Annotated in this window: 23 protein-coding genes; 11 read left to right on the top strand and 12 right to left on the bottom strand. The window is 65.7% G+C overall.

Annotated features, from left to right (window positions below):
- Positions 1–142 precede the first annotated feature (142 nt).
- The 5 genes from J5251_RS05660 to xsc all read right to left on the bottom strand — a co-directional run bounded on the left by J5251_RS05660 (position 143) and on the right by xsc (position 5,726).
- Positions 143–631 carry a class F sortase gene (locus J5251_RS05660; protein WP_244250809.1) on the bottom strand — a complete coding sequence of 163 codons (489 nt, stop codon included), beginning with the start codon at positions 629–631 and terminating at the stop codon, positions 143–145.
- Positions 632–889: 258 nt separating this feature from the next.
- Positions 890–1,303 carry an excalibur calcium-binding domain-containing protein gene (locus tag J5251_RS05655; RefSeq protein ID WP_208575440.1) on the bottom strand — a complete coding sequence of 138 codons (414 nt, stop codon included), beginning with the start codon at positions 1,301–1,303 and terminating at the stop codon, positions 890–892.
- A gap of 589 nt (positions 1,304–1,892) precedes the next feature.
- Positions 1,893–2,285 carry a RidA family protein gene (locus J5251_RS05650; protein ID WP_208575439.1) on the bottom strand — a complete coding sequence of 131 codons (393 nt, stop codon included), beginning with the start codon at positions 2,283–2,285 and terminating at the stop codon, positions 1,893–1,895.
- A gap of 95 nt (positions 2,286–2,380) precedes the next feature.
- On the bottom strand, positions 2,381–3,772 hold the full coding sequence (locus tag J5251_RS05645) for an NAD(P)/FAD-dependent oxidoreductase (protein WP_208575438.1): 1,392 nt from the start codon (positions 3,770–3,772) through the stop codon (positions 2,381–2,383).
- A gap of 145 nt (positions 3,773–3,917) precedes the next feature.
- On the bottom strand, positions 3,918–5,726 hold the full coding sequence (gene xsc / locus J5251_RS05640; RefSeq protein WP_208575437.1) for a sulfoacetaldehyde acetyltransferase: 1,809 nt from the start codon (positions 5,724–5,726) through the stop codon (positions 3,918–3,920).
- Positions 5,727–5,738: 12 nt separating this feature from the next.
- On the opposite strand from xsc, the gene J5251_RS05635 reads away from it, so the two are divergent.
- From J5251_RS05635 to J5251_RS05610, 6 genes are all read left to right on the top strand, one after another.
- Entirely contained in the window at positions 5,739–5,933 is a 195-nt protein-coding gene (locus J5251_RS05635; protein WP_208575436.1) for a hypothetical protein, read from the top strand.
- The gene (locus J5251_RS05630) at positions 5,921–6,760 is read left to right on the top strand and encodes an IclR family transcriptional regulator (protein ID WP_208575435.1); all 840 of its coding nucleotides are present in this window, start codon (positions 5,921–5,923) and stop codon (positions 6,758–6,760) included. Before J5251_RS05635 ends, J5251_RS05630 begins: the two co-directional genes overlap by 13 nt.
- Before the next feature lie 2 nt (positions 6,761–6,762).
- Entirely contained in the window at positions 6,763–7,731 is a 969-nt protein-coding gene (locus tag J5251_RS05625) for an AAA family ATPase (protein ID WP_205676771.1), read from the top strand.
- Between the two features lie 14 nt (positions 7,732–7,745).
- Positions 7,746–9,476, top strand: coding sequence for a cobaltochelatase CobT-related protein (locus tag J5251_RS05620; RefSeq protein ID WP_139004224.1), 1,731 nt, complete (start codon positions 7,746–7,748; stop codon positions 9,474–9,476).
- A gap of 260 nt (positions 9,477–9,736) precedes the next feature.
- Positions 9,737–10,648, top strand: coding sequence for an Ltp family lipoprotein (locus J5251_RS05615; protein WP_208575434.1), 912 nt, complete (start codon positions 9,737–9,739; stop codon positions 10,646–10,648).
- A 452-nt stretch (positions 10,649–11,100) separates the two neighbouring features.
- On the top strand, positions 11,101–11,466 hold the full coding sequence (locus tag J5251_RS05610; RefSeq protein WP_139004004.1) for a PH domain-containing protein: 366 nt from the start codon (positions 11,101–11,103) through the stop codon (positions 11,464–11,466).
- Positions 11,467–11,468: 2 nt separating this feature from the next.
- Here J5251_RS05610 and J5251_RS05605 read toward each other — a convergent pair whose 3' ends face one another.
- The gene (locus tag J5251_RS05605) at positions 11,469–12,542 is read right to left on the bottom strand and encodes a DNA polymerase IV (protein WP_139004003.1); all 1,074 of its coding nucleotides are present in this window, start codon (positions 12,540–12,542) and stop codon (positions 11,469–11,471) included.
- Between the two features lie 144 nt (positions 12,543–12,686).
- Positions 12,687–13,331, bottom strand: coding sequence for a TetR/AcrR family transcriptional regulator (locus J5251_RS05600; RefSeq protein ID WP_139004002.1), 645 nt, complete (start codon positions 13,329–13,331; stop codon positions 12,687–12,689).
- Between the two features lie 63 nt (positions 13,332–13,394).
- On the opposite strand from J5251_RS05600, the gene J5251_RS05595 reads away from it, so the two are divergent.
- A complete protein-coding gene (locus J5251_RS05595) occupies positions 13,395–14,726 on the top strand; it encodes a glycosyltransferase (RefSeq protein ID WP_208575433.1) in 1,332 nt (443 codons plus the stop codon).
- Between the two features lie 40 nt (positions 14,727–14,766).
- Here the strand turns inward: J5251_RS05595 and J5251_RS05590 are convergent, their stop codons facing one another.
- Entirely contained in the window at positions 14,767–15,894 is a 1,128-nt protein-coding gene (locus J5251_RS05590) for a PLP-dependent cysteine synthase family protein (protein ID WP_139004000.1), read from the bottom strand.
- A gap of 129 nt (positions 15,895–16,023) precedes the next feature.
- Between J5251_RS05590 and J5251_RS05585 the strand changes: the two genes are divergently transcribed.
- From J5251_RS05585 to J5251_RS05575, 4 genes are all read left to right on the top strand, one after another.
- Positions 16,024–16,644 carry a FadR/GntR family transcriptional regulator gene (locus tag J5251_RS05585; RefSeq protein WP_244250808.1) on the top strand — a complete coding sequence of 207 codons (621 nt, stop codon included), beginning with the start codon at positions 16,024–16,026 and terminating at the stop codon, positions 16,642–16,644.
- On the top strand, positions 16,611–16,703 hold the full coding sequence (locus J5251_RS20560) for a hypothetical protein (RefSeq protein ID WP_348272979.1): 93 nt from the start codon (positions 16,611–16,613) through the stop codon (positions 16,701–16,703). The genes J5251_RS05585 and J5251_RS20560 overlap by 34 nt, the downstream gene beginning before the upstream one ends.
- Positions 16,704–16,935: 232 nt before the next feature.
- Positions 16,936–18,240, top strand: a complete 1,305-nt coding sequence (locus tag J5251_RS05580; RefSeq protein WP_205676770.1) for an MFS transporter — start codon at positions 16,936–16,938, stop codon at positions 18,238–18,240.
- A 52-nt stretch (positions 18,241–18,292) separates the two neighbouring features.
- Positions 18,293–19,558 (top strand): alpha-hydroxy acid oxidase, encoded by a 1,266-nt coding sequence (locus J5251_RS05575; RefSeq protein WP_139003999.1) that lies wholly within the window; start codon positions 18,293–18,295, stop codon positions 19,556–19,558.
- A gap of 83 nt (positions 19,559–19,641) precedes the next feature.
- On the opposite strand, the gene J5251_RS05570 is transcribed toward J5251_RS05575, so the two are convergent.
- The 4 genes from J5251_RS05570 to J5251_RS05555 all read right to left on the bottom strand — a co-directional run bounded on the left by J5251_RS05570 (position 19,642) and on the right by J5251_RS05555 (position 24,889).
- On the bottom strand, positions 19,642–20,718 hold the full coding sequence (locus tag J5251_RS05570; protein ID WP_139003998.1) for a YeiH family protein: 1,077 nt from the start codon (positions 20,716–20,718) through the stop codon (positions 19,642–19,644).
- A gap of 76 nt (positions 20,719–20,794) precedes the next feature.
- Positions 20,795–22,372: an APC family permease gene (locus J5251_RS05565; protein WP_139003997.1), complete on the bottom strand. Its 1,578-nt coding sequence runs from the start codon at positions 22,370–22,372 to the stop codon at positions 20,795–20,797.
- Positions 22,373–22,415: 43 nt separating this feature from the next.
- On the bottom strand, positions 22,416–23,468 hold the full coding sequence (pta, locus tag J5251_RS05560) for a phosphate acetyltransferase (protein ID WP_139003996.1): 1,053 nt from the start codon (positions 23,466–23,468) through the stop codon (positions 22,416–22,418).
- Between the two features lie 50 nt (positions 23,469–23,518).
- Complete coding sequence (locus tag J5251_RS05555; protein WP_139003995.1) at positions 23,519–24,889, bottom strand: aspartate aminotransferase family protein; 1,371 nt, start codon at positions 24,887–24,889, stop codon at positions 23,519–23,521.
- Between the last annotated feature and the right edge of the window lie 33 nt (positions 24,890–24,922).

The raw sequence follows: 24,922 nt of genomic DNA, 5'->3' as shown, positions 1-24,922 counted from the left end.
AAGCCCAGATACAACGATTGCGGGACTGCGGCAAGCCTTACGCACCCTGATCTAACCGTCCGGGGGGGGTGATGAATCCGAACCCCTTGTCACGCGTAATCCGTATGACGGGACTCCCGATCCAAGTACGCCCGCTGCGATATCAAGTGAGAAGTTTGGCATAGACCACGTAGTTGTCGTCGAATCGGCCGGTGGCGGAATCGTATCCGTCGCAAGTGATCAGACGGAGTTCGGAGCCGGCCGTATTCCCGTACACCGTCTGAGTGGGAAAAGCGTCCTTGGAATAGGCCTCAGCGCGGTCGACCGTGAAGATGGCAGTGGTGCCGTCCTCACGGTCGACTTCGATGGTGTCTCCGGCTTTCAGCTCGCGCAGGCCGGCGAAGACGCCGGGGCCGTTGCCGTAGGCGTTGACGTGGCCCAGGAGCACGGCTGGCCCGCGTTCCCCTGGTGTGGGGGAATGGATGTACCAGCCGGCGGGCGAGCCCGGATCTCCCGGCGGCACTTCAAGGGTGCCGTTGTTCTGCAGACCAAGTCTGAGCAGCTGGGACTGCATGCCAAGCGACGGGATGGCCACGGTGACCGGCGCTGATTCCGGCAGGATCGGTTCTTGAACCTTCTCCAGCTTGGGCACGACAGAAGGTGCTGACTTCGGCTGTTCTGTTGCAGCTGCGGCGGAGCTTGTCGTTTGTGTTGGTTCTGGGGCCGGGTGTTCTGCCCGGGCAGCTGCCGTCGAGGCTGGGCTGGTCGGGGCGGCTTGGACGGCTGGTTCCGTTGCGGGAGCGGCGCAGCCCGCCAAGAGAATCAAAGCGGCCGCCGCGGCAGCCAAATGGCTTCCGCGGCGGCCGAGTAGTGAATCAGTCATGCCTTGGTGGTTACGACCGAGGTGGTGTTAGGCCCGTACTGCCGCGCGACGGCGCAGCAGGTAGGTTCCGCCGCCTGCCGCTGCCAGGACGAGGCCGCCAGTCAGGGCGATTGCACTGATGTCGGCGGGGTTTTCGGCTGGCACACCGGTGTCGACGCCGCCGACGGGCACTTGGGTGACCTGCTGCCCGGAATCGGCCTGGTTCGGCACTGGTGTAACCGCTTCGCCGCCGGCGCCGCCCTCTTCGCAGGCGATGCCGTCAAGGTCGCGGTCCAAGTGGGTGCCGTATCCCGGTGCTCCCGCGGGGATGTTGGACATGCCGGCGGCGGCTGCGTCGGCGCAGCTGTCGAAGGCGGTACCCACGGCCATGGCAGGTGTTGCGGACAGGACAGAGACCCCGACAACGGCGGCGAGTGAAAGAACTGCGGTCTTCTTCTTCATGCTTACCCCTCAATTGCAAAGAGACATTGTCATGCAGCAAACGGACAAAACTGGCGCTGCTGACATTAATGTATAGATTTATCGATCAACTACAAGAGCAATGCTCATTTTGGATGAGATATATCAGCGCGCCCGTCCTTGCCAGTGCACCGGGACCATCACGAACAACGGTCGTCCCCGCATCTGCCGGGCATCGGGCCTCAGGGGAAGCCAGCAGCCCCCAACACATCTCCTGGTCATTAGTAACTGGCCGGACTCCCTCGCGTCTTGGCTGCCGCCGCCGTCCTGCTGCTGGCCGGACGGGCTGCCTGCGGAGGATCGGAAAACGTAGGCACGCTAGACGCTCGCCACCGGCCGCCGCCTCAACGGCAACACCGCCTCAGGAGCCGGCGAGACCCAGGATCCGTCTAGAACCGGCGCACGGGACGGCCTTCAATGGCGCCCTCATGGTCCCACCTCGTCGTTCGTGGACGCTTCATGGGTGATTGCGGAGAGGTAGACCTTCTGGAAGTGGCAGCCGATGCCTAGTTAGTGTGCGGCGGCGACAAGGTCCTGGCTCCGGTTCCAGGGAACGTCGGTGCGTGATGACTCATACAGCACCGACGGCTGTCACTTCTACCTTCATCCCTTCGACTGCGAGGGCAGACACCTCGATGGCGCATCGTGAGGGAAAGGGCCGCGGAACAATGCGTTCATAGACGTGATTGAAAGCCACGCGATCCGCCATGTCGGTCAAGTAGATCGTGAGATGGACCAGCCGATCCATTGAGGATCCGGCCTGACTGAGGACAGCCTCCAGGTTGGCGAAGACTTGCTCTGTCTGGTCACTGATGTCGCCAGTCTCGATGCTGCCGTCCTCCCGGCGGGAAATGACGGTGGCGTACACCAGGCCGCCGGCAACCACCGCACGCGAGGCGAGGGCGCCCGTGGCAGCGGGGCCCGCCGGCAGGACATGGATGAGGTCGGTATCTTGGACGTTCATTCTCTTGCCTCCTGGAAATTGGCATAGGGCGACGCTGGCGACTGGGCCCGGGAATGGGCGCCCAGTCGCCAGCGGCATCGGCAGTACAGGGTTGGTCAGCGGAGCGGGTCGAAGCGGCGCATGATGGCGGGAGTGGTGTCGCCTGCGATGGAGGCGGCGAGCATCTTGCCGGTTAGCGGGCCGAGGGCGACGCCCCACATGCCGTGGCCGCCGGCCACATGGACGCGGCTAGACTTGGTGGCGCCGATGAGAGGCAGTCCATCCGTGGTGCAGGGGCGGGAGCCAACCCATTCCTCCTTGCGGTCCTGCCAGTCGATGCCCTTGAACATCGGGGTGGCGGCGTCGATGATGGCCTTGATCCGGCGCGGGTCCAGCGGTGCGTCCGCGTCGCGGAATTCCATCATGCCGGCCACACGGAAGCGGTCCCCCAATGGGGTGCAGGCCACGCGCTGGGTCGGGAAGTAGATGGGGTGGGTGGGCATGACTTCGGGGACCACGGTGAAGCTGTAGCCGCGGCCGGCCTGCACCACACGCTTGACGCCGAAGCGGCGGGCAAGCTTGCCCATCCAGGCTCCGCTGGCGATGACCACGTTGTCGGCTTGAAGCAGGCGGCTGTCCGCGGCGATCACACGCACTCCGGTTCCGTCGTCCCGGATGTCCACGACGTCGAAGCCACTGACGATTTCGCCGCCGCGGGCCTTGACCGACTCGGCGAGGGACTCCATGAACTGAGGCGGGTTGATGAAGCGCTGGTCGCGGATCTGCACGCCCGCGCGCACGCCGGAGCCAAGCGTCGGCTCCAGTGCACGGAGCTCGTCGCCGTCCACCAGGTTGTAGTCCACCGTGCCGCCGGCGCGGCGTACGGCGTCGAACTCGTGCACCAGGGCGTCGCGGTGCTTGTGCGAGACGAAGCCCGCGAGGAAGGGATCAGCGACCCTGGTAGGCTCCCGGACCGCGCCGTCGGTAGTGGCCGCGGCGGTCATAGTGGTGGTGCCGGCGCGGGGCGCGGTTGTGGTGGTGCCGGAGGCTGCGCTGCTCCCGACGGTGCCGGCCGCCGTCGTCGTTGTTTGATGTGAAGTGTTGAGGAGGTTGCCGCCTTCGGCGAGTTCATCGTAGGCGTCCATACCGGTGCGGTTGACCTCGGTGAAGACCTCCATCGCCTCACGCCATTTACCGGGCGTGCAGTGTCGGGCGAAGCCGACCAGGAAACGCAGCAGCTGCGGGTTGGCGGACAGCGGGATGTAGAGCGGGGAGGACGGATCGAGCATGGCCTTGAGGCCGTAGCGCAGGACCGCCGGTTCGCTCAGGGGCAGGGTCAACGCGGGGGTCAGCCAGCCGGCGTTGCCCCAGGAGGATCCGGCGGCGACGCCTTGTTTGTCGACGACGGTGACGTGCACGCCGCGTTCCTGCAGGTACCAGGCGGTGGAGAGTCCCACCATGCCCGCGCCTACCACCACTACTTGCTCAGGCGCCTTCGAGTTGCCCATTGTGTTCTCCGATCAGTGCTTCAGTTGGTGCCAATCCTGTGTTGTGGGTGCGGCAGGCCGGTGCCACCCCATGGGGCACCGGCCTGCCTGTCCTGCTACGTGGAGCTGCTTCGAGCTGCGCGCCGGGGTTCAGGCGCGCTGGGGTTTAGACATAGTCCTTGTACTTCTCGAGCATCCGGACCGGCTTCTTCAGCGCGTCGCGGCGGAACGGGTCGCCGAGTTCGCGGGTGCACATGACCTCGATGACCGTGGTGACGCCGTCGTTCATTTGGGCGTTCAGGGCGTCCTTCAGCGCGGCGCCAACGTTCTCCAGCTGGTCCACCACAATGCCCTCGGCCCCCATGGAGCGGGCCATCTCGGCGAAGCTTTCGCCGTCGTTATCCAGCTCGCCGGCGACGAAGCGGCGGTTGTAGAACTCCACCTGGTTCTTCTTCTCCGCGCCCCACTGCCGGTTGCGGAAGACGACCGCGGTGACCGGGATGTTGTGCCGGACGGCGGTGAGGACTTCACCCATGCTCATGGCCCAGGCGCCGTCGCCGGCGTAGGCCACGGCGGGGCGCTCGGGGGCGGCGGCCTTGGCGCCGATGATGGTGGGCAGCGCGTAGCCGCAGTTGCCGAAGCTCATCGGGGCGAAGAAGCTGCGCGGCTTCTCGAAGCGCAGGTAGCTGTGCGCCACCGAGTTGATATTGCCGATGTCGGTGGAGATCATGACGTCCTGGGGCATGGCCAGCTCCAGCTCGCGCAGGACCTGGCGCGGGTGCAGCCAGTTGCCCTCCTCGTGCTTGGCCTCCTCGATGACGTCCAGGCTGTACTCGTCCTGCTCGTGGGTCCAGGCGCTGAGTTCCTGCTCCCACGCCTCCTTCTCCGCCTTGATCCGCGCGGCGCGCTCAGCCTTGGTAGCGTCGCTGGTCAGCGTGCGGTCGGCGAGGAGCTGGGTGAGTTCGGTGGCGACGGCCTTCGCATCGCCGCAGATGCCGACGTCGATCTTCTTGACCAGGCCGAGCATGGTGTGGTCCGCGTCCACCTGGATGATCTTGGCGTTCTCGGGCCAGTAGGCCTGGCCGTACTGGGGCAGCGTGCCGAACGGGCCCAGCCGGGTGCCGAGGGCAATAACGACGTCGGCCTCGGAGATGAGCTTCATGCCCGCCTTTGATCCCTGGTAGCCCAGCGGGCCGCACCACAGCGGGTGGCTGGCGGGGAAGGAATCGTTGTGCTGGTAGCTGTTGACCACCGGGGCGCCGAGGCGTTCGGCGAGCGCCTTGCACTCCTCCACCCCGTCGGCCATGACCACGCCGCCGCCGGAGACAATGACCGGGGCCTTCGCCGTGGCGATCAGCTCCGCCGCCGCCACCAGGCTTTCCTTGCCGCCGGCGCCGCGGTCCACCCTGCGGGGCTTGGGGATTTCGGTAGTGATCTCGCCGTAGAAGTAGTCGCGCGGGATGTTCAGCTGGGTGGGGCCGTTCTCGCTCATGGCACGGTCGAAGCAGCGGGCGGTGAATTCGGCCATGCGGGCGGGGTTGACCACGTGGCCCTGGTACTTGGTGAACTCCTGGAACATGGGCAGCTGGTTGGCTTCCTGGAAGCCGCCCAGGCCGATGCCGTTGGTACCGGCCTCCGGGGTCACGATGACCACCGGGCTGTGCGCCCAGTAGGCGGCGGCGATGCCGGTCACGCAGTTGCTGATGCCGGGACCGTTCTGGCCGATGACCACGCCGTGGCGGCCGCTGGCCCGGGCGTAACCGTCCGCCATGTGGGCGGCGCCCTGCTCGTGGACCACGGGAACCAGCCGGATGCCGGCGGGGGCGAAGATGTCCATGGCGTCCATGAAGGCCGAGCCCATGATCCCGAAAATGTCCGTGACATCGTTGGCGACCATGGTCTCGACGAAGGCCTCCGACGGGGTCATCTTCTGGACGCCCTGGACGACCTCCCGGCCCGTGTTCTGCTCGCTCATAACAACTCTCCTTTGAATCGTGCCGCCGCGCTGGGCGATAAGAAGTTCCAAAAAATGATTCGGATTGCTCCCGAAAACGGGACTGGCAACAACATATGCGGTCTGGATCACATTGGTCAACACATATTCCGTTTTTTCTTCCCGATGGTACTATTTTTTGAAACAGCGGAACATTTTCTCGGCAAGGAGGCACCATGGAAGGCTTGACGGAGCCGGACCTCGGTCCGGTAGGCAGCGTCCAGGGCGAGACGCCGGCACTGCGGCTGTTCGCCCTGCTGGAGTTCATCACCACGCGCGACCAGCTCTTCACCTTGCAGTCCCTGGTGGACCAGACCGGGATCCCGAAACCCACCCTGCACCGGATGCTGCAGCAGCTGGAAGGCGCGGACCTGCTGATGCGCCAGAGCGACGGCAAGCACTACGGCACCGGCGCCCGGATGCGCCGGATGGCCGAGGACGTGCTGCTCAACGACACCCGGCATGGCTCCCGGCACGCGGTGCTGAAGAGCCTGGTGGACGAGATCGGCGAAAGCTGCAACATCACCGCGCTCTCCGGCAACGAAGTGATCTACCTGGACCGGGTAGAAACCACCGAGCCGCTGCGCATCCACTTGGGCCCGGGCTCCCGCGTGCCGGTGCACTGCTCGGCCAGCGGCAAGATGATCCTGTCCCAGTTCGGCCCCGCCCAACGCGAGCGCGTGATTGCGATGCAGCCGCTGAAGGTCTTCACCCGGCACACGCAGACCAATCCGGCGCTCCTGGAGGAAGAACTGCGGCAGATCCGGCTGGACGGCTACGCGCTGGACCGCGAGGAATTCCTCGACGGTCTGGTGTGCATCGCCGTCCTCGTCCCGAACGCGACCACGCGTTCCAACATGTGCGTGGCCGTGCAGGCGCCCATTGTCCGGATGTCCTCGGAGGACCTGGTCCGCCTGCTGCCCTCGTTGCGCGCCGCGGCGGAAACCCTAGGCCGGATCGAAGAACAGCAGATGTCCGATGGGCCCTCACTCGCCCTCTCACTGGCAGGAGGATGAGCATGGAGTTCCGCCCCGGCCTGATGGTCTCGGCCCGAGACGCCTTCGGCATCGACAGCGGCCTGATGGTACCGATGTTCCCCGAACCGAACGAGCACGTGCCGGAGATCGACCCGGCATACCGCTTCAACCACGACGTGACGCTGGCCCTGCTGGCCGGCTTCGCACACAACCGCCGTGTGCTGCTCCAGGGGCTGCACGGGACCGGCAAATCCACGCACATTGAGCAGGTGGCCGCGCGGCTGAACTGGCCGTGCATCCGGGTGAACCTGGACGGGCACATCAGCCGCCTGGACCTGGTGGGCAAGGACACCGTGGTGATCGAGGACGGCCGGCAGGTCACCCGCTTCCAGGAGGGCGTGGTGCCGTGGGCACTGCAACAGCCCATGGCCCTGATCTTCGATGAGTACGACGCCGGGCGGCCGGACGTCATGTTCGTCATCCAGCGACTGCTCGAGCGCGACGGCAGCTTCACACTGACGGACCAGAACCGCGTGCTGCGCCCACACCCCGGCTTCCGGCTCTTCGCCACCTCCAACACCGTGGGGCTGGGCAACCTGAACGGGATGTACCACGGGGTCCAGCGGCTCAACCACGCGCAGATGGACCGCTGGAACATCGTGGCCTCGCTGAACTATCTGCCCGCCGCGGAGGAGATCGCCATTGTCCAGTCCCGGGTTCCATCTCTGGCGGACGGACCGGGCACGGCGCTGGTGGCCTCGATGGTGGAGGTGGCCAACCTGACCCGGCAAGGCTTCCTTGCCGGCGACGTGTCCACGCTGATGTCCCCGCGGACCGTGATCAGCTGGGCCGAGAACGTGGCGGTCTTCCGCGACCCGGCGCTGGCCTTCCGGCTCTCCTTCGTCAACAAATGCGACGAGTCGGAGCGGACCGTGGTGGCCGAATACTTCCAGCGCTGCTTCGACGCCGAACTCGAGGAATCCTTCGAGCGCGCCCCCGCGTACGCCTGAGTGTCATCGTGACGATGGATAGCACGGCGACGGCAGATCGCACGGTGACGCCGGATACCGCTGCCCGGCGCCGGCAGCAGCAAATCCGGCAGCTGTGCGCGGCGAGCATCCGCGCGCTGGCCGCGGACCCGGCGCTCGATTTCCGCGGCGACCACCTCTACCGGGGCCGCACAGTGCTCCCGCTGAATGCGCCGCACCTCTACCCGGATGATGCGGCAGATTTCGGTTCCTCCCGCGGCGCCGCAGACGGGATGGCGCTGCGGCTGCTGCACTCCGACGCTTCGCTCCATGCCCGGCTGCGGCCTGCCGGGCAGACCGCCCGGCTGGTGTTCGAACTGCTCGAGCAGTTCCGGACGGAGTCACTCGCCGGCCAGCCCGGCGTGGTGCGCAACCTGCGGGTGCGCCACGAGGCCTGGTCCACTCAGTTCCACCGCTCCGGCCTGACCGAGACATCCCTGGGCCTGCTGCTCTACACGGTGGCCCAGGTCTGCCGGTCGCGCGTGACCGGCGAGCCAGTGGTCGCCGAGACCGAGGACCTGATCGAGCAGACCCGCGGCCGGCTCTCGGCCCTGCTCGGCTCGGACCTGGCCCTCCTGCGGCGGCTGCGCACCCGCCAGGCGGACTACGCCGAACCGGCGCTGGCGATCGCCGTCGTTGTTGAATCACTGGCCGATTCCGCGCAGGCGAATAACGACGGCGGCGCCGAACGCTCCGCGCGCAAGACCCGCGAGCAGTTCAGCCTGCTCGTGGATGCAGAAGAGGATGCCTGGCTGCCAGAGACCGCGGCCTCGGGTACCAGTCCCACGCTGGCGGACGACGGCGGAGCCTACCGCGCCTTCACCACCGCTTATGACCGCGTGCAACGCGCCGACTCGCTGGTGCGGGTCGAGCTGCTGCACGACTACCGGCGCCGGCTGGATAAACGGATCGTGGACAGCGGCGTGAACGTGGCCCTGCTGGCGCGGCGGCTCGAGCCGCTGCTGTGCGTGCCGGTGACCTCGGGCTGGAACAGCGGGCAGGAGGAAGGCATGATCGACGGCTCCCGGCTCAGCCAGCTAGTTTGCTCCCCCGCCGAACGCCGGCTCTTCCAGACCGAACGGCACGAGGCCAGGCCCGCCACCGTGGTCACCTTTTTGATCGACTGCTCCGGCTCCATGAAGCAGCACGGCGAGGGCATCGCGGCCTACGTGGACGTGTTCCTGCGCGCGCTGGAGCGGATCGGGGTGGCCAGCGAGGTCCTGGGCTTCACCACCGGGGCGTGGAACGGAGGCAAGGCCGCGCGCGACTGGAAGCGTGCCCGCTCCCCGCGCCGCCCCGGCCGGCTCAACGAGGTCAACCACCTCCTCTTCAAGGATGCGGACACCAACTGGCGCAAGGCCCGGCCCGGCATCGCGGCACTGCTGAAGACCACGCTGTACCGCGAAGGGATCGACGGCGAAGCGGTCCAGTGGGCTGCGCGCAGGCTGGCCGACAGGCCCGAACAGCGCCGGATCCTGATTGTCCTCTCCGACGGCAGCCCGGCCGACGGCGCCACCGCCCTGGCCAACGACGAGCATTACCTGCAGCAGCACCTCGCCACCGTAGTCCGGGAACTGGAGGACTCCGGGGCGGTCAACGTCTTCGGCGTCGGGCTCGGCCTGGACATGAGCCCGTACTTCTCCCGCTCGCTGATCCTCGACACCGAGCGGCTCGGACAGCCCGAAGGCGTGCGCGAACTGACCTGCCTGCTGGAGCGGTCGCTGTAAGCAGCGTCGACGCCTGATAAGTCACTTCCAATTCGATTGATTTGCATAGATGTATCGATTAAGCTGTAGCAGACGTTTACGGGCATCTACGCCCGTGTCGCTATTGGGGGAAGCGATTTGTTTTTAACTGTCTGTTGGCGCAATCAACCGCCTTTGCGGCCCGCGCTCCATGCTGAGTTCCCTCTATGCGCGTCCATCACCGCACCCACCTCGCACACTTCGCATCGCACGTCGGTCAAGTGTCCTCTGGAAGGACTCTCATGAGCCAAAACCCCTACACTGCCCCATATCCTCCAACCCACGGCTATGGACAGCCGCAGCTGAGCAATAAATCGTTCCTTGTGACTTGGTTGCTCTCCCTCCTCCTCGGCGTTTTGGGCGTGGATCGGTTCTACCTGGGCAAAATCGGAACCGGTGTCCTCAAGCTGGTCACCTTCGGCGGTCTGGGCGTATGGGCGCTCGTCGACCTTATTCTCGTTCTGGCGAACAAGACCCGCGATAAGCGGGGCTTTCCGCTGGAGGGTTACGACAAACACAAGAAAATGGCCTGGATCGTCACAGGTGTTTTCATCGTCCTGAGCATCATTTTCAACGCCACCCGCGGCGAGTCGGCTCCCACAACGTCCGTCTCGGCCGTTTCCGCCCCGGAAAGCTCCGCTGTTGCTACCGCGGCAGAGCCAACAGAGGATCCTGCCGATGCTAAAGCCGACGCTGAGACTGAGGCCGCTGCTAAGGAGAAAGCTGAGGCGGATGCTGCCGCCAAGGCAGAAGCTGATGCTGCTGCCAAGGAGAAAGCTGAGGCGGATGCTGCCGCTAAGGCAGAAGCTGAGGCGGCTGCTGCCGCCAAGGCAGAAGCTGAGGCTGCTGCCAAGGCCAATGCCGGGACAATCAGTCAGCAGAATGCTCTGCGGAAAGCTGCTGATTACCTCGACTACACCGCCTTCTCACGCACCGGTCTGATCGGTCAACTGGAGTTCGAGGAGTTTTCGACCGAGGATGCGACTTGGGCAGTAGACCGCGTGACAGTCGACTGGAACGAGCAGGCTGCCAACAAAGCCAAGGACTACCTCGACTACACTTCCTTCTCTCGCGGCGGGCTGTACGACCAGCTGATATTCGAGGGCTTCACCCCCGAGCAGGCCGAGTACGGAGTGAGCCAGACGGGTCTATAGGGGTCTGCATCAGCTCTTCTGGTGGTGTCGAGGCCGAGGCTCACTGAAGCTGAGCAACTGTGATACCCCGAGCCATCTACACCGCGACCGTTCCGGGAGAACCAGTCATCGGCGATGCCGCCGCGATCATCGAGTTGATCCGGGGCCCCGCCTTTTAACCAGCGCCGGCTGGTTGGCACACTCCGATGCTGCAGAATCGGTCCTTTGTACGGCCGTTACGCGATGTCGAAGGCCACCGGAGACTTGGTCTCGGCCTTCCGGGCGATGAGGTGGCAGGCACTCACCTAAGACACTCGTGAAATGTCGCCCGCCCGGCAGCGGAAGCAGAAGCGGCGACGCGCCGCCCCGCCGGCTCCACGAGCACCGGCTTACGAAGCGCCGAAACAGAACAACGTTGCGCCGGCTCCGGCCCCTGCCCAACAGAATCCCTACCCGGGGTACACCGGTCCGCGTTGCTATGCTCCGGGCGGCAAGAGCTGGAGACCCTGCTAGCGGATAACCTCCACCTGTTGGACCAACCACTGCTCATTCAGGGCGAAAATGCGATTGCCGCTTTTCGTGGCATCCGCGATTTCGTGGTCTTCACCGATAAGCGCTTGATCGCCGTTAATATCCAGGGCATGACGGGCAAGAAGCGCGACTTTACCTCACTTCCCTACTCGAAGGTCCAGGCGTTCTCCGTGGAAACCGCCGGTACCTTTGACCTCGACGGCGAGCTTGACCTATGGTTCAGCGGGCTTGGCAAGATCCGCCTTGAGTTCAAGGGAAACGTCAATGTGCAGGGGCTCTCGCAACTCATAGCCCAGTTCGTCCTGTAGCTTCACCAACCGCCGCGGGTTGGCGTATGTCCCTTTCGGGCGTCGTCCGGCATTGTCATTTCGGCCCGCAGGCCCAGGAGTCGGATGGGCCGGCCCGGTTCGATTGCGGTTGCGAGGTCCAGGGCCCGCGCGAGGATTTCGTTCCGGTCGAAGGTCTCGGGAATCTTCCTCGCGTGGGTCTTGGTGAAGAACGGTGCGTACCGAACCTTGAGGGTCAGGCCTACGACCGGCCGCCCTTCGGAGACAACGTCCTCGAGGACTCGCGCTGTCAGATCCCGCACGGCGTCGTCCACCTGGGCGGGCTCGGTCAGGTTGCGCTGGAAGGTGGTCTCCCGGCTATGCCCGCGGGCGACCCACGGAGTGTCGTCCACAACGCGGGCGCCGTCCCCGCGTCCAAGCTCGGCGTACCAAGGACCCATCTTGGGGCCGAACTCCGGGACCAGGTCCCGTGGGTCGGCCGCGGCGAGCTCGGCGACGGTGTTGATGCCGAGCTTGGCCAGCCGCGCCGACACTTTGGTACCGACGCCCCACAGGTCCTTGGTGGGACGGCCGCCCATGATGTCCAGCCAGTTTTTGGCAGTAAGGCGAAAGACGCCGGCCGGCTTGCCGAACCCGGTGGCGTTCTTGGCCCGGACCAAGGTGTCGCCGATGCCCACGCTGCAGTGCAGCTGCGTTCGCTCCAGCACAGCGGCCTGCACCTGCCGGGCGTAGGCTTCCGGATTCTCTGTCTCGGTCCCCACAAAGGCTTCATCCCACCCCAGCACCTGCACGGTCGCTCCGGGCTGCGCGCGCAGAGTCGCCATCACCGTTTCAGAGACCGCGAGGTAAGCCTCCTGATCGACGGGCAGGATCACGGCGTCGGGCACTTTCCGGGCCGCAATGCGTAAGGGCATTCCGGAACCCACGCCGAACGCCCTGGCTTCGTAGGATGCGGTCGAAACCACCGCTCGTTCCGTGGGGTCGCCCCGGCCTCCGACAATGATCGGCTTGCCTGCAAGCTCCGGCCGTCGGAGTACTTCGACGGCAGCGATGAACTGGTCGAGATCGACGTGCAGTACCCATGGGATTCCGCTCACGCCACCAGTCTGCCCTAAACATCACGGCCACGCACCGGCTCTCCGCTTCCTGTCGCCAGCGGGCCCGGCTCCTCGAGTTCAAGAGAAATGTGAATGTGCAGGGCGCCCAGACTCACTGCGCAGTTTGCGCTGCAACCAGCCCAGTCAGGACAGCACCGCTTCGGAAACCATCCGCGCCAGCCAGGCTCGGTAGCGTTCCTGCGTCCATTCCGATTGAACGACCAGCAGTTCATACTGATACGGCGACGTCAGAACCCACAGGGTAGCTGCCACATCTTCGGTGTCCAGATCCGGCCGCAGCCCCCCGCGCTGCCCAAGCACCTGGGCGACCTGCACAAAATCCGCACGGATTCGCGTCTGCAATGCGGAATGCGCCGCTGCGATGTCCGGATCGCCTTGGGCAGCGGACACTACCGCTTGCCAAAGCCGGCCCACCCGCGCATTCAGATCCGCTGCAAAATGGGCGAGCCCGGTCAAAGCTTCCCTGACGTTCTCCTCCGCCATCACCGCCTTTGCCGCCGGCACCTCCAGAATGGAACGGCCACCATCCACGCCTGCCGACGCCGTCTCCAGGGCAGCCAGCAGGAGCCGGCGTTTGGGTCCGTGCGACTGGACCGTCTCCACCGAGACTCCAGCCTCGGCCGCGATGGCACCAAGAGTGGTCGCTGTGAACCCTTTTGCGGCGAAGCAATGGCCGGCCGCTTCCAACACGCGATGCCGCGTCGCGTTGGCCTGCTCGGTCCGGAGCACCGACTTGTACCTGCGGGGCGGAGAATCTTGCCTTTCCATATTGACTACTGTCTCACAGTAATGAAAACTGATTCAACGTAACCAACTTCATAGGAGAACATCATGGCCGCGGTCCTCGTCTGCTCCAGTCCCCTGATCGGCCATGTCACACCGATGCTCGCGGTCGCTGCCGGCCTCGTCGAACGCGGACATGATGTCCGCTTCCTCACCGGCAAACGGTACAAGGACCGTGTTGCCGATACCGGTGCAACCTTCGTCCAACTCCCGTCGGAGGCAGACTTCGACGACAGCAATCTCGATGGAGCCTTTCCCGGAAGGGTAGGGCTTAAGGGCCCCAAGGGAATCCGGTTCGACATCAAAGAGATCTTCATGCGTCCGGGGAAGGCGCAGTATGAAGCAATCCAAGCCGCCCTTTCCGAGCGTCCGGCGGACGCCGTCCTGGCGGAATCGCTGTTTATGGGCGCCGCGCTGCTGCTGGCCGGGCGGAAGTCCGCGTATCCAGCCGTCATCAACTGCGGCATTGTCCCGCTCAGCCTCGCCAGCCGGGACACCGCACCCTACGGACTGGGTATTCAACCGTCGGCCGGACACGCCGGGCGGCTGCGGAACCGCGCGCTGAAGACCTTCACGGAGAAGGTGGTCTTTGGCCCGGTTCAGAAGTATGCCGACGAAGTTGCGCTGGAAGTCAGAGGAACTCCTTTCCCGACGTTCTTCATGGATTGGCCCCGCGCCGCGGACCGGATTGCCCAGTTCACCGTTGCCGAATTCGAGTATCCGCGCACAGACCTTCCATCGACAGTGCACTTCGTGGGACCGGTGTCCCAAAGCGGAACGCAAGCAACGGAATCGGCTGCGAGCGCCGCCGTGCCTGAATGGTGGGGAGATCTCGACGCCGGCCGCCCGACTGTACATGTAACCCAGGGAACGGTTGCTAACAGGGATTTTGGCGATCTCGTCCGGCCGACAATCGATGGCCTGGCTGACGACGACGTCCTCGTCGTCGTTAGCACCGGTGGACGGCCGGTGGAGGATCTCGCTGGTCCGCTGCCCGAGAACGTACGGGTGGCCTCTTATCTGCCCTATGACGAACTGTTGTCCAAGACCGATGTCTTGGTGACCAATGGCGGTTACGGTGGCGTACAGTTCGCGCTGCGGCATGGCGTTCCGCTGGTCGTTGCCGGGCAAACCGAGGACAAGCCCGAGGTCTGTGCGCGGGTGGCTTGGTCAGGCGCCGGCATCAACTTGCGCACCAACCGAGCCAAACCAGCAGCCGTGGCGAAGGCCGTCCGCAGGGTCCTCTCCAACGGTTCCTACCGCGAAGCAAGCACCCGGATCGGCCGCGCAATCCAGGCCTCCCGGGGCGTGGACGAGCTGGCCGACCTGGTGGAAAGCATTTCCGCAACCAACAACCCGCTGTTCGGCAGGCCTGAGTAGCGCGCAGACGCTTCAAGCAGGCGACAGTCTTGCCCGTCGTTTAGGAAAGGGTGCCCGTATTCATGAAAGTCTCCAACCGGCGGTAGTACGGTCCGACGTCGATCTTGTTTTCGACCAGCCATTCGTCGGAGTAGTACTTGTCGAGGTACCTGTCCCCAGGATCGCAGATCAACGACACAACGCTGCCCTGCTGGCCGGTGTTGATCATTTCGGAAATGATCCGGAACGCCGACCACAGGCCTGTTCCGGTCGACGCGCCGGTCCGCCGGCCCAGCAGTTCTGCCAGCAGACGGATCGAGGCCATTGCGGCGGCATCGGGCACACGCATCATCCGGTCGATCGCGGATCCGATGAAGCTGGCTTCGACGCGTTGGCGGCCGATCCCCTCGATCCGGGAACCGGTGGCCGTAGTGACGCTGGCATCCTGCTCCCGCCAGGCCGGGAAGAACGCCGAGTTTTCCGGATCTGCGACGCAGATTCCCGTGGCCCGCCCGGTATAGCGGATGTAGCGGGCGAGCGTGGCCGAGGTTCCGCCGGTGCCGGCGGTAGCGACGATCCAGGCAGGCTCCGGGTGCCGCTCCTGCGACATCTGGTCGAAAATCGATTCGGCGATGTTGTTGTTGCCCCGCCAGTCGGTGGCCCGCTCGGCATAAGTGAACTGGTCCATGTAATGGCCGCCGGTTTGCCGGGCCAGGGCTGCGGCGGCCTCGTACACCTCGTTCGGGTTCTCCACGGAGTGGCACTGGCCCCCGTAGAACTCGATCAGCTGGACCTTCTGCTGGCTGGTGGACCGGGCCATGACCGCGATGAAGGGTACCCCGATCAGGCGCGCGAAGTACGCCTCGGAGATGGCGGTGGAGCCGCTCGAGGCTTCGATGACCGGCTTGCCCGGCCGGATCCAGCCGTTGCACAAGGCGTGCAGGAAAAGCGAACGGGCCAGCCGGTGCTTCAGCGAACCGGTGGGATGGGTGGACTCGTCCTTCAGGTAGAGGTCCACGCCCCACTGTTCCGGCAGCGGCACGGCGAGCAAGTGCGTGTCGGAAGAGCGGTTGGCGTCCGCCTGGACCTTCGCCAGCGCCTCGGCCAGCCAACTGCGGTAGCCGGCGTCGTACCGGTCGACATCCTCTTCGGCGTGGACCTGCGGGGTGGCTGGGGTGGGGACGGTCATCGCTTCCTTCCAGAGTGTTGCTCGGCGAAAGAAGCTTACTGCAGCATCATCTACGCCGGCCCCACCTCACGCACCGCATACAGTCGCCAAAGCGGATGTGCCGTCACTGACCTGCAATAATCGGTGGCGATGAAAGCCCACGAGACAGTGATGAATTGGGTGACCGGAGAACTTTCCAGTGGTCGCCTGAAAATAGGCGACCACCTCCCGAGCGAACGGGCCCTTGCTGAGACGCTAAAAGTGTCTCGAAGCTCGCTACGCGAGGCATTGCGCGTTCTTGAGGCGCTCGGAACGATTCGGGCCGCCACCGGCTCCGGGCCGCGTTCGGGAACTGTTGTCACCGCCGCACCCGAGCAGGCGCTGACGCTCGCGCTCAACATGCAGCTGGCGACCAGCCATGTCGAACACTCGCACGTGTATGAGGTTCGCCTACTGCTTGAAACATGGGCCGCTGAACACTCAGACCCCAGCGTGGGAGACTGGGACTCAGTTGAGCGGCTGCTGACGCTCATGGACGACCCGGAGATCCTCGTCGCAGATTTCCTTCATCTCGACGCCGAGTTTCACGTGACAGTTTCACGGGCTGCTGGAAACCCCCTCATCAGCACCCTCATGGACGCCATGCGCACTTCCATTGCGGATCACACGCTTGCCCGCGCCAGGCACTCAGCAATTGGGAGGCAACCGCCGAACGACTGCGTACCGAGCATCGCGCAATCTTCGATGCCCTTCGCCGCGGCGACCGCGTGAGAGCCGCAGAAATCGTGCGCCAACACATTCGTGGGTACTACGTGGAGACGGCGAACTAGGCATTCTGCCCGCCTGCCAAACTGATTCGCTCGCGTCCGGCACGCCAGCAGCGCACTGACACCCTAACAAGGCGGGCCCTCATGGGTACCCAACTCCCCTGACTTTGCTGAATGGCATACCTGCCATAGGCAACTTCCATGAAACCTTGACGTGTCGACCGTCACAGCCTAAAGTTTTCTGTGGTCGGACCATGTGGTAGGGCCACACCTTCGATCCTGAAAGGAGTGATCCTTGGCGATCACTACATCCTTAGACAAGACAAAGAGCGAAGACAGGCTGAACTACCGGGTGCTGCTGGGCAGTCTCAGCGGCAGCGTCATCGAGTGGTTCGACTTCCTCGTATACGGCACCGTTGCCGCCCTGGTCTTCAACAAGCTTTTCTTCCCGAGCGACAGCGAATTCGTGTCGACTCTGCTCGCCTACATCTCGTTCTCACTCACCTTCTTCTTCCGCCCCTTAGGCGGCGTCATCTTCGCTCATATCGGCGACCGCATCGGACGAAAGAAGACTCTCTTCATCACCTTGATGCTGATGGGCGGCGGAACGGTCGCAATCGGGTTGCTGCCTGACTACGCCGCAATCGGCATCGCAGCGCCAATCCTGCTCATCCTGTGCCGTATTCTTCAAGGTCTCGGCATCGGCGGCGAATGGGGCGGGGCTCTCCTTCTCGCCTACGAGTACGCACCCAAGAACCGCCGGGGACTTTATGGCGCAGTACCGCAGATGGGAATCAGTCTGGGCATGCTGCTCGCTGCCGGCGCCGTCGCTCTCCTTACCCTCCTTCCGGACGGCCAGTTCCTGACGTGGGGCTGGCGCGTGCCGTTCATCGCGAGCGTCGTGCTGGTGCTCGTTGGCCTTTGGATCCGCAACGGCCTCGACGAGACACCCGAATTCAAGCGCGTGCGCGAGGCGGGTGCCCAGCTGCGCCTGCCGATCAAGGAGGTCCTCACAAAGCACCGCGGTGCCGTACTGGTGTCAATCGGCGCGAAGGCCGCCGAAACAGGCCCGTTCTACATCTTCGGCACCTACGTCATCGCCTACGCCACCGGTGTGCTTGGTGCACGTGAGAATACCGTCCTGCTCGCCGTTGCCGCTGCCGCGCTCGTGGCCACTATCTGGATGCCCATCTTCGGCCGCATCTCCGACAGCATTCCCCGCGCCCTGCTCTACCGCTGGTCGGCCACGGCAACAATCCTTCTCGTGGTGCCCTACTACCTCGTGATCAACACGGGCGCGACCTGGGCGCTGTTCGCCGCGACCGTCGTAGGTTTCGGCATCCTATGGGGTAGCGTCAACGCAATCCTTGGCACGCTAATCGCAGAAAACTTCGCACCCGAGGTCCGCTACACCGGGGCCTCGCTCGGCTACCAGCTCGGTGCGGCGATCTTCGGCGGCACCGCCCCGATTGTCGCTGCGTGGCTCTTCGAAATCAGCGGCGGAGAATGGTGGCCCATCGCCGTCTATGTCGCCGGCTGCGCATCGATTTCCATCATCGCTTCCTTCTTCATCAAGCGCGTTGCGCACCAGGACCACTGAAGCCGCGGCAGTTCCGTTTCGGATCGAGCCGTTTCCAGAGAGGATCAGTAGTATGAACCGCCAGCTTCCCAAACCCGCCGAACTCTTTGAGCTAATGCAGTTCAAGAAGCCCGAGCTGAACGGCAAAAAGCGCCGGCTCGAGGCAGCGCTCACCGTCGATGACCTGCGGCGTATTGCCAAGCGGCGCACTCCGGCGGCAGCCTTCGATTACACCGACGGCGGCGCCGAGGGTGAGATTTCGATACAGCGTGCCCGCCAGGCCTTCGAGGACATCGAGTTCCACCCCGACATCCTCCGGCCCGCACAGCACGTCGACACCTCGACCACGGTGCTCGGCGGACTCTCCGCCTTGCCGTTCGGCATCGCTCCCACAGGATTCACCCGCCTCATGCAGACCGAAGGCGAAGTGGCTGGAGCCGGCGCCGCCGGAGCCGCGGGCATCCCGTTTACGCTCTCCACTCTTGGCACCACATCGATCGAGCAGGTCAAGGCCACAAACCCCGGCGGCCGCAACTGGTTCCAGCTCTATGTGATGCGGGAACGGGAGATCTCGTACGGTCTGGTGGAACGCGCCGCGCGGGCCGGATTCGACACCCTCATGTTCACGGTCGACACTCCCGTCGCCGGGCACCGGATGCGCGACAAGCGGAACGGCTTCTCCATCCCGCCGCAGCTCACGGCCAGTACCGTCCTGAACGCGATCCCGCGCCCCTGGTGGTGGATCGACTTCCTGACCACACCCAAGCTCGAATTCGCCTCGCTGTCCTCGACCGGCGGCACCGTGGGGGACCTGCTGAACTCCGCAATGGATCCGACGATCTCGTACGAAGACCTCGAGATGATCCGCGCGATGTGGCCGGGCAAGCTCGTCGTCAAGGGCGTGCAGAATGTGCCGGACGCGGTCAAGCTGATCGAGCTCGGCGTCGACGGCATTGTGCTCTCCAACCACGGCGGCCGCCAGCTCGACCGCGCCCCCGTGCCATTCCATCTGCTACCTAAAGTGGTGCGCGAGGTCGGCCGGGACGCGACCGTCATGATCGACACCGGCATCACAAACGGCGCGGACATCGTCGCCGCCGTGGCACTCGGCGCGAAATTCACATTGGTCGGCCGCGCCTACCTCTACGGCCTGATGGCCGGCGGCCGCGACGGCGTCGACCGTATGATCGAGATCCTTCGCAGTGAAATAGAACGCACGATGAGCTTGCTCGGTGTCTCCTCACTTGAAGAACTTGAACCACGCCACGTCACACAGCTAAGTCGGCTTATCCCAATGCCGGAAGCAAGTGTAGCCGTCGCTGAGAGCCTGGCGCCGTAGCTGACAGGAGACCGCAGCCGGTGTTCCTTTGCCATTCGGCGAGGGGACACCGGCTTATCCACGTCTGGCGTCCGAATACCCGACTACAACTGCAGCAGCAGGATCCCGCCGTAGGCCAGGCCTGCGATCAGCGCCCAGGAACACAGCGCCATCAGCACGGCGCTGCCGCGGGAACTGAACAGTTCGCGCATGCGCACGGCCGAGCCCAGCCCGAAGAGCGCGGCGGCCAGCAGCACGTCCTGGACAATGGTCGCCGCCTCCAGCACGCCCTCGGGCACGGGCAGCAGGGAGCGCACGGCCACCAGCGCGACGAACCCGAGGATGAAGGCCGGCACGATCGGCGGCAGCTTCAGGTGCTCCGCGCCTGCCTGTCCCTTCCGGCCGCGGTGGCTGATGATCCCGGTGACGGCCACCATGGGCGCCAGTGTCAGCACGCGGGTCAGCTTGATGACGATGGCGACGGCGAGCGCGGCGGTTCCCGCGGTCTGCGCGGTGGCAACCACCTGGCCGACGTCGTGCACTGAAGCACCCACCCACTGGCCGAAGGCCAGCGGGCCCAAGCCGAGCGGCTGCATGAGCAGCGGCAGCACCGCGATGGCCAGCGTGCCGCACAGGGTCACCAGCGCCACCGGGATGACGGTGTCCTGCTGTTTGGACTGGCGCACCGCGCTCATCGCGCCGATGGCGGAGGCGCCGCAGATGGAGAAGCCGGTGGCGATCAGCAGCGGCTGGTCGCCCGGCAGCCGGAACGCCTTGCCCAGCAGGTACGTACCGCCGAAGGCCAGCAGCACGACGGCGACAATCACCGCGAACGTGGCCCAGCCCAGTTCCAGCACGTCCACCACACTGAGCTTCAGGCCCAGCAGGACAATTCCGGCACGCATCAGGCGCTTGCCGGCAAAATCCAGCCCTTTCCGCCACGGACCTATCGTGAGGCGGGAGATCCCGGGGATGTTGGCTGCCAGCACGCCCATGATCACGGCCAGGGTCATCACCGGCACGGCCGGCATCAGCAGGTGCAGGGCGAACGCCGCCGGTACGGCAACGGCGCAGGCAGCGAGGCCGGGCCAGTCGCGCCGCAGCCAGGCCGCCAGCCTGCGCAGCCGCGATTGCTTCCCGGCCGGGCCGCCCTTTACCGTCTGTGTCACGGTGTTCACCATAGTCGTTTTCCTTTCCGTTCATGGCGGCCGGTGCGCCGCGGGGCATCCCCGCGGCGCACCGGCCTGGCAGCGTTGGCTAGACCGATGTGGCGTCGCCCTGGGCCCGCTGCGCGTTCTTGTCCTTGATGGCGAATCCTTCCGGCCGGGGCTTGCCCAGCACCAGCAGATCCACCTGCTCGTTGGTCAGCGTCCTGTTGTGCTTGCGCCGCAGCAGGAAGAAGACCACCCCCACCACGATCCAGATCAGCAGAGCCGTCATGGACTCCGGACCGAGCATGGCGGGCGAGCCGGGCATCAGCAGCAGCGCCATGAAGGACACCGAGATGACGGCGCCGACCATGCTGAGCACCTTCTTCGTCGTCGAACGTGTGCCTTCCAAGTCCCCCGGACGGGGTGCCGAGCCGGAGCTGCGGAAGAGCTTGAAGGCGCACAGGCAGGTGTACAGGTAGGCCACGGTGACGCCGACGGCGGACATGTTGACCACCCATTCCAGCGCGGCCCGGCCGAACCACGGGGTCACCAGGCAGAAGGCGCCGACAAACAGGATGCCCACATACGGCGTCTTGTGCTTCGGATGCAGCTTGGCGAAGACCTGCGGGACCATCTGGGCCCGGCCCATGGCCAGCAGGATGCGGCTGGCGGAGACGTAGAAACCGTTCAGGCCGGTGGTCACGCCCATGGTGATGCCGATGGCCAGCAGCAGCATGCCGCCGCCGCCCAGCAGACCAGTCACCGCGTCGGCCGTACCCCAGGCCGACTGGCCCGAAACGAGCGCTTCCCACGGCTCGGCAACAGCGACGGCGGCAATCATGGCCGCGTACAGCAGGGCCGCGGCGAGCAGCGCCAGCACAATCAACTTCATGGCCTTGCTCGGCGGGAAGTCGAACTCCTCGGCGGCCTGCGGCACGTTGTCGAAGCCGATGTAGGCCCAGGGGGCAATGGCGACGATGGCCAGGATCGCGGTCAGCGGCGAGACGCCCTCGGGGAAGGCGGGCGCGGCGTTGCTGACCAGGCTGCTGGGGTGGATCAGCACGGCGGCCAGGATGCAGCCGACGGCGATCAGCATGATCACACAGGCGATGAACTGGACCCGGCCGGACAGGGCCGTACCGCGGATATTCAGGTAGGCGAAGACCGCCAGCGCGGTGATCGAGATAAGCACTTCCACGATGTATACGTCGAAGCCGGCGATGGTGTAGAGGTAGCCCTGCTGGACCACGCCCGGCAGCAGTTTCCGGAACAGCAGCGCCAGCGCCGAAGCGTTCAGCGCCACGATGCAGGTGTAGCCCAGGGTCAGGAACCAGCCGCAGAAAAAGGCGTGGGTCCGGCCGAAGCCAACCAGCGCGAACGCCAGCTCGCCGCCCGAGACGGGGAAGCTGCGGATCAGGAAGCCGTAGCTGACGGCGATCAGCACCATCAGCCCGCCGCCGATCAGGAAGCCGCTCATGGCGCCCACCGGTCCCGCCGCGGCGATCCAGTCGGTGGGCAGGATGAACGCGCCCCAGCCAACGGCCGAGCCGAGGGCGATGGCCCAGACCCAGCTGGGCTTGAGGGTTTTGGCCAGCCGCTCGGGCTGGTCGGGGCCGGGGGTTGCCGCCGGACCGGCCGAAGCTCCGCGGCCGGCCACGTTGCCGGTCTCAGTTGTTGCTTTCATGTAAACCTCATTCTCCAGGGGCAGAGTTCTCTGCCCGTGCGGGCTACAGTCCGGAGGGACCGAGCCTGGTGACGCTGGTTTGGGATTGCAAAACGCTGATGATCGCTACATTCACGACGTCGGCCGCGGTGCAGCCGCGGGAGAGATCGTTGACGGGCAGGGCGAGCCCCTGCAGGATCGGCCCGTAGGCCGCCGCTCCGCCGAGCCGCTGGGTGATCTTGTAGCCGATGTTGCCCGCGGCGAGATTGGGAAAGATGAAAACGTTGGCGTGCCCGGCGACGCCGGAGTCCGGCGCCTTGCTGCGGGCGACCGATTCGAGCAGGGCGGCGTCGAACTGCAGTTCGCCGTCGACGGCAAGCCCCGGCTCCCGCTCCCGCACGATGGCGGTGGCCTCGCGGACCCGGGACACGCTCGCATGGTCGGCGCTGCCCATGGTGCTGAAGGACAGCATGGCCACCTGCGGCTCCTCGCCGGTGAGGGCCGCGAACGTGCGGCTGGTGGCGACCGCCACCTCGGCGAGCTGCCCGGCGTCGGGCTCCGGCAGAACGGCGCAGTCGCCGTAGCCGAACGTCCGGCCGTCCTGCAGATGCATCAGGAAGCTGCTGCTCACGCAGTCCGACCCCTCCGCCGTGCCGACCACGCGCAACGCCGCGCGTAGTACGTCGGCGGTGGGCCTGCTGGCGCCGGCCACGCAGGCATCGGCGCCGCCCGCGGCCAGCGCCGCCATGGACAGATACAGCGGATCCGCCAGCCAACCCTCGGCCGTTCCGGGTTTGCGTCCGGCCGCGCGCTCGGCGAGCAGTTCCCCCGCCCCGGAGCGGCGCACCTGCTCCGGGGCCAGGATTACGACGTCGGCAGGCAGCTTCACGCCGGCGGCTGCGGCAGAGCGGCGGATTTCGGCTGGCTCGTCGACCAGCACGGTCACGATGCCCAGGCCCGCAAGCTCGGCGGCAGCGGCGAGGACGCGTTCGTCCCGCCCGTCCGCCAGCACCACCCGGTTCCGGTCTCCCGCGAGCCGGGCGCACCAGCCGGCCTGCAGCTGGCTGTCCGCCAGTTGGATGCCGTCAAGCTGGGTGCCGGCCATCTGCGTGGTCATCCCGGGCACCGCCCCGCCGCCGGTCCGGACCTGATGAGCTGCTTCATTGCCTAGAGCCCCAGATGCTTGTCCGTGGCGGACATGACGTGGTCCACCTTGGCCAGCAGGTCATCGAGCACGGCCTGGTCCGCGACCAGTGGCGGCGAGAGCACCAGCATGGTGGCGCCGCGGTTGTCCGGTCGGGTGATGAGGTTGACCTCGCGCATGGCCTTGGGCATCACGCTGCCGAGTAGCTCCTTGGACTGCTCGGGCGTCAGGGTGCGTTCGCTCTCGCGGTCGCCGGTGAGCTCGATGGCGTAGAAGAAGCCGGTGCCGCGCCACTCCAGCACGCTGCGGTGCGCGTCGCGGATCTGGTTAAGCCCGGCTTGGAAGTACGGTTCGAGGCTGCGCACGTTGCCCGGGATGTTCTCTTCCTGCAGGGCGCCGAGGTTCGCCACCGCCACCGCCGTCGATACCGGGTGCCCGCCCCAGGTGGCGCCATGGGTGAAGATGCCGGCGGCCGGGGAATCCAGCAGCGCGTTGGCCAGCGGGGTGCGGATCAGGACTCCGCCCAGCGGGGCGTAGCCGGAGGTGGAACCCTTGGCGAAGGTCAGCAAGTCCGGAACGACGTCGTACTTTGTGCTGCCGAACCACTCGCCCAAGCGGCCGAAGCCGCAGATGACCTCGTCGGCGACCAGCAGGATGCCGAAGCGGTCGCAGATGGCGCGCAGTTCCTGCCAGTAGCCCGGCGGCGGGACCAGTGCGCCGCGGGAGTTCTGCACCGGCTCGGCGAACAGGGCGGCGATGGTATCCGCGCCCTCTTCCTCGATGACCTGCAGGATGGCCTGGATGCTGGGCAGGTCCGCCGCCGTTCCGCCCTCGGGGATGGTCTCGCCGAGCGTGTTGGGCACGTGCCGCACGCCGGGCATGAGGTCGCCGAACGGTTCCTTGTAGGCAGGGATGCCGGTGACGGCGAGCGCGCCCAGGGTGGTGCCGTGGTAGGCCATGTTGCGGGCGATGATCTTGGTCCGCTCGGGCTGGCCCTGGCTGCGGTGGTACTGGCGGGCAAACTTGATCGCGGACTCTACGGCCTCGGAACCGGAGTTGACGAAGAACGTCACGTCCAGGTCGCCCGGAGCCAGGCTGGCGATGGTGGTCGCGGCCTCGACGGCTGCCGGGTGGGCGGAGCCCCAGTTGGTCCAGTAGGCCAGCTTGGACATCTGCTTGGTGGCGGCAGCGGGGATGTCGGTGCGGCCGTGGCCCATGTTCACGCAGAACAGCCCGGCCAGGCCATCCAGGAAGCGGTTGCCGTCCTCGTCAATGAGGTAGCACCCCTCGCCGCTGACGATGATGGGCAGGTTAGGGTCCCGCCAGACCTTACCGGTGGTGAAGTGCGGAAACAGGTGCCGCTGGGCAAGCGTGCGGTTCTCTGAGTTAGTCACGGGACCCTCCAGTCGAATTCTTTTTCAGGCGTC

This window comes from Arthrobacter crystallopoietes (assembly GCF_017603825.1).
GTDB classification, from domain to species: Bacteria; Actinomycetota; Actinomycetes; order Actinomycetales; family Micrococcaceae; genus Crystallibacter; species Crystallibacter crystallopoietes_B.
The sequence above is the reverse complement of the archived record's forward strand: the minus strand, read 5'-3'. Positions and strand labels throughout refer to the sequence as shown.

Excerpts from the sequence above, each read along its gene's own strand:
- J5251_RS05655 (WP_208575440.1), bottom strand. The coding sequence starts at position 1,303 with ATGAAGAAGAAGACCGCAGTTCTTTCACTCGCCGCCGTTGTCGGGGTC.
- J5251_RS05650 (WP_208575439.1), bottom strand. The coding sequence starts at position 2,285 with ATGAACGTCCAAGATACCGACCTCATCCATGTCCTGCCGGCGGGCCCC.
- J5251_RS05645 (WP_208575438.1), bottom strand. The coding sequence starts at position 3,772 with ATGGGCAACTCGAAGGCGCCTGAGCAAGTAGTGGTGGTAGGCGCGGGC.
- xsc (WP_208575437.1), bottom strand. The coding sequence starts at position 5,726 with ATGAGCGAGCAGAACACGGGCCGGGAGGTCGTCCAGGGCGTCCAGAAG.
- J5251_RS05630 (WP_208575435.1), top strand. The coding sequence starts at position 5,921 with ATGGAAGGCTTGACGGAGCCGGACCTCGGTCCGGTAGGCAGCGTCCAG.
- J5251_RS05625 (WP_205676771.1), top strand. The coding sequence starts at position 6,763 with ATGGAGTTCCGCCCCGGCCTGATGGTCTCGGCCCGAGACGCCTTCGGC.
- J5251_RS05620 (WP_139004224.1), top strand. The coding sequence starts at position 7,746 with ATGGATAGCACGGCGACGGCAGATCGCACGGTGACGCCGGATACCGCT.
- J5251_RS05615 (WP_208575434.1), top strand. The coding sequence starts at position 9,737 with ATGAGCCAAAACCCCTACACTGCCCCATATCCTCCAACCCACGGCTAT.
- J5251_RS05600 (WP_139004002.1), bottom strand. The coding sequence starts at position 13,331 with ATGGAAAGGCAAGATTCTCCGCCCCGCAGGTACAAGTCGGTGCTCCGG.
- J5251_RS05595 (WP_208575433.1), top strand. The coding sequence starts at position 13,395 with ATGGCCGCGGTCCTCGTCTGCTCCAGTCCCCTGATCGGCCATGTCACA.
- J5251_RS05590 (WP_139004000.1), bottom strand. The coding sequence starts at position 15,894 with ATGACCGTCCCCACCCCAGCCACCCCGCAGGTCCACGCCGAAGAGGAT.
- J5251_RS05585 (WP_244250808.1), top strand. The coding sequence starts at position 16,024 with ATGAAAGCCCACGAGACAGTGATGAATTGGGTGACCGGAGAACTTTCC.
- J5251_RS05575 (WP_139003999.1), top strand. The coding sequence starts at position 18,293 with ATGAACCGCCAGCTTCCCAAACCCGCCGAACTCTTTGAGCTAATGCAG.
- J5251_RS05570 (WP_139003998.1), bottom strand. The coding sequence starts at position 20,718 with ATGGTGAACACCGTGACACAGACGGTAAAGGGCGGCCCGGCCGGGAAG.
- J5251_RS05565 (WP_139003997.1), bottom strand. The coding sequence starts at position 22,372 with ATGAAAGCAACAACTGAGACCGGCAACGTGGCCGGCCGCGGAGCTTCG.
- pta (WP_139003996.1), bottom strand. The coding sequence starts at position 23,468 with ATGACCACGCAGATGGCCGGCACCCAGCTTGACGGCATCCAACTGGCG.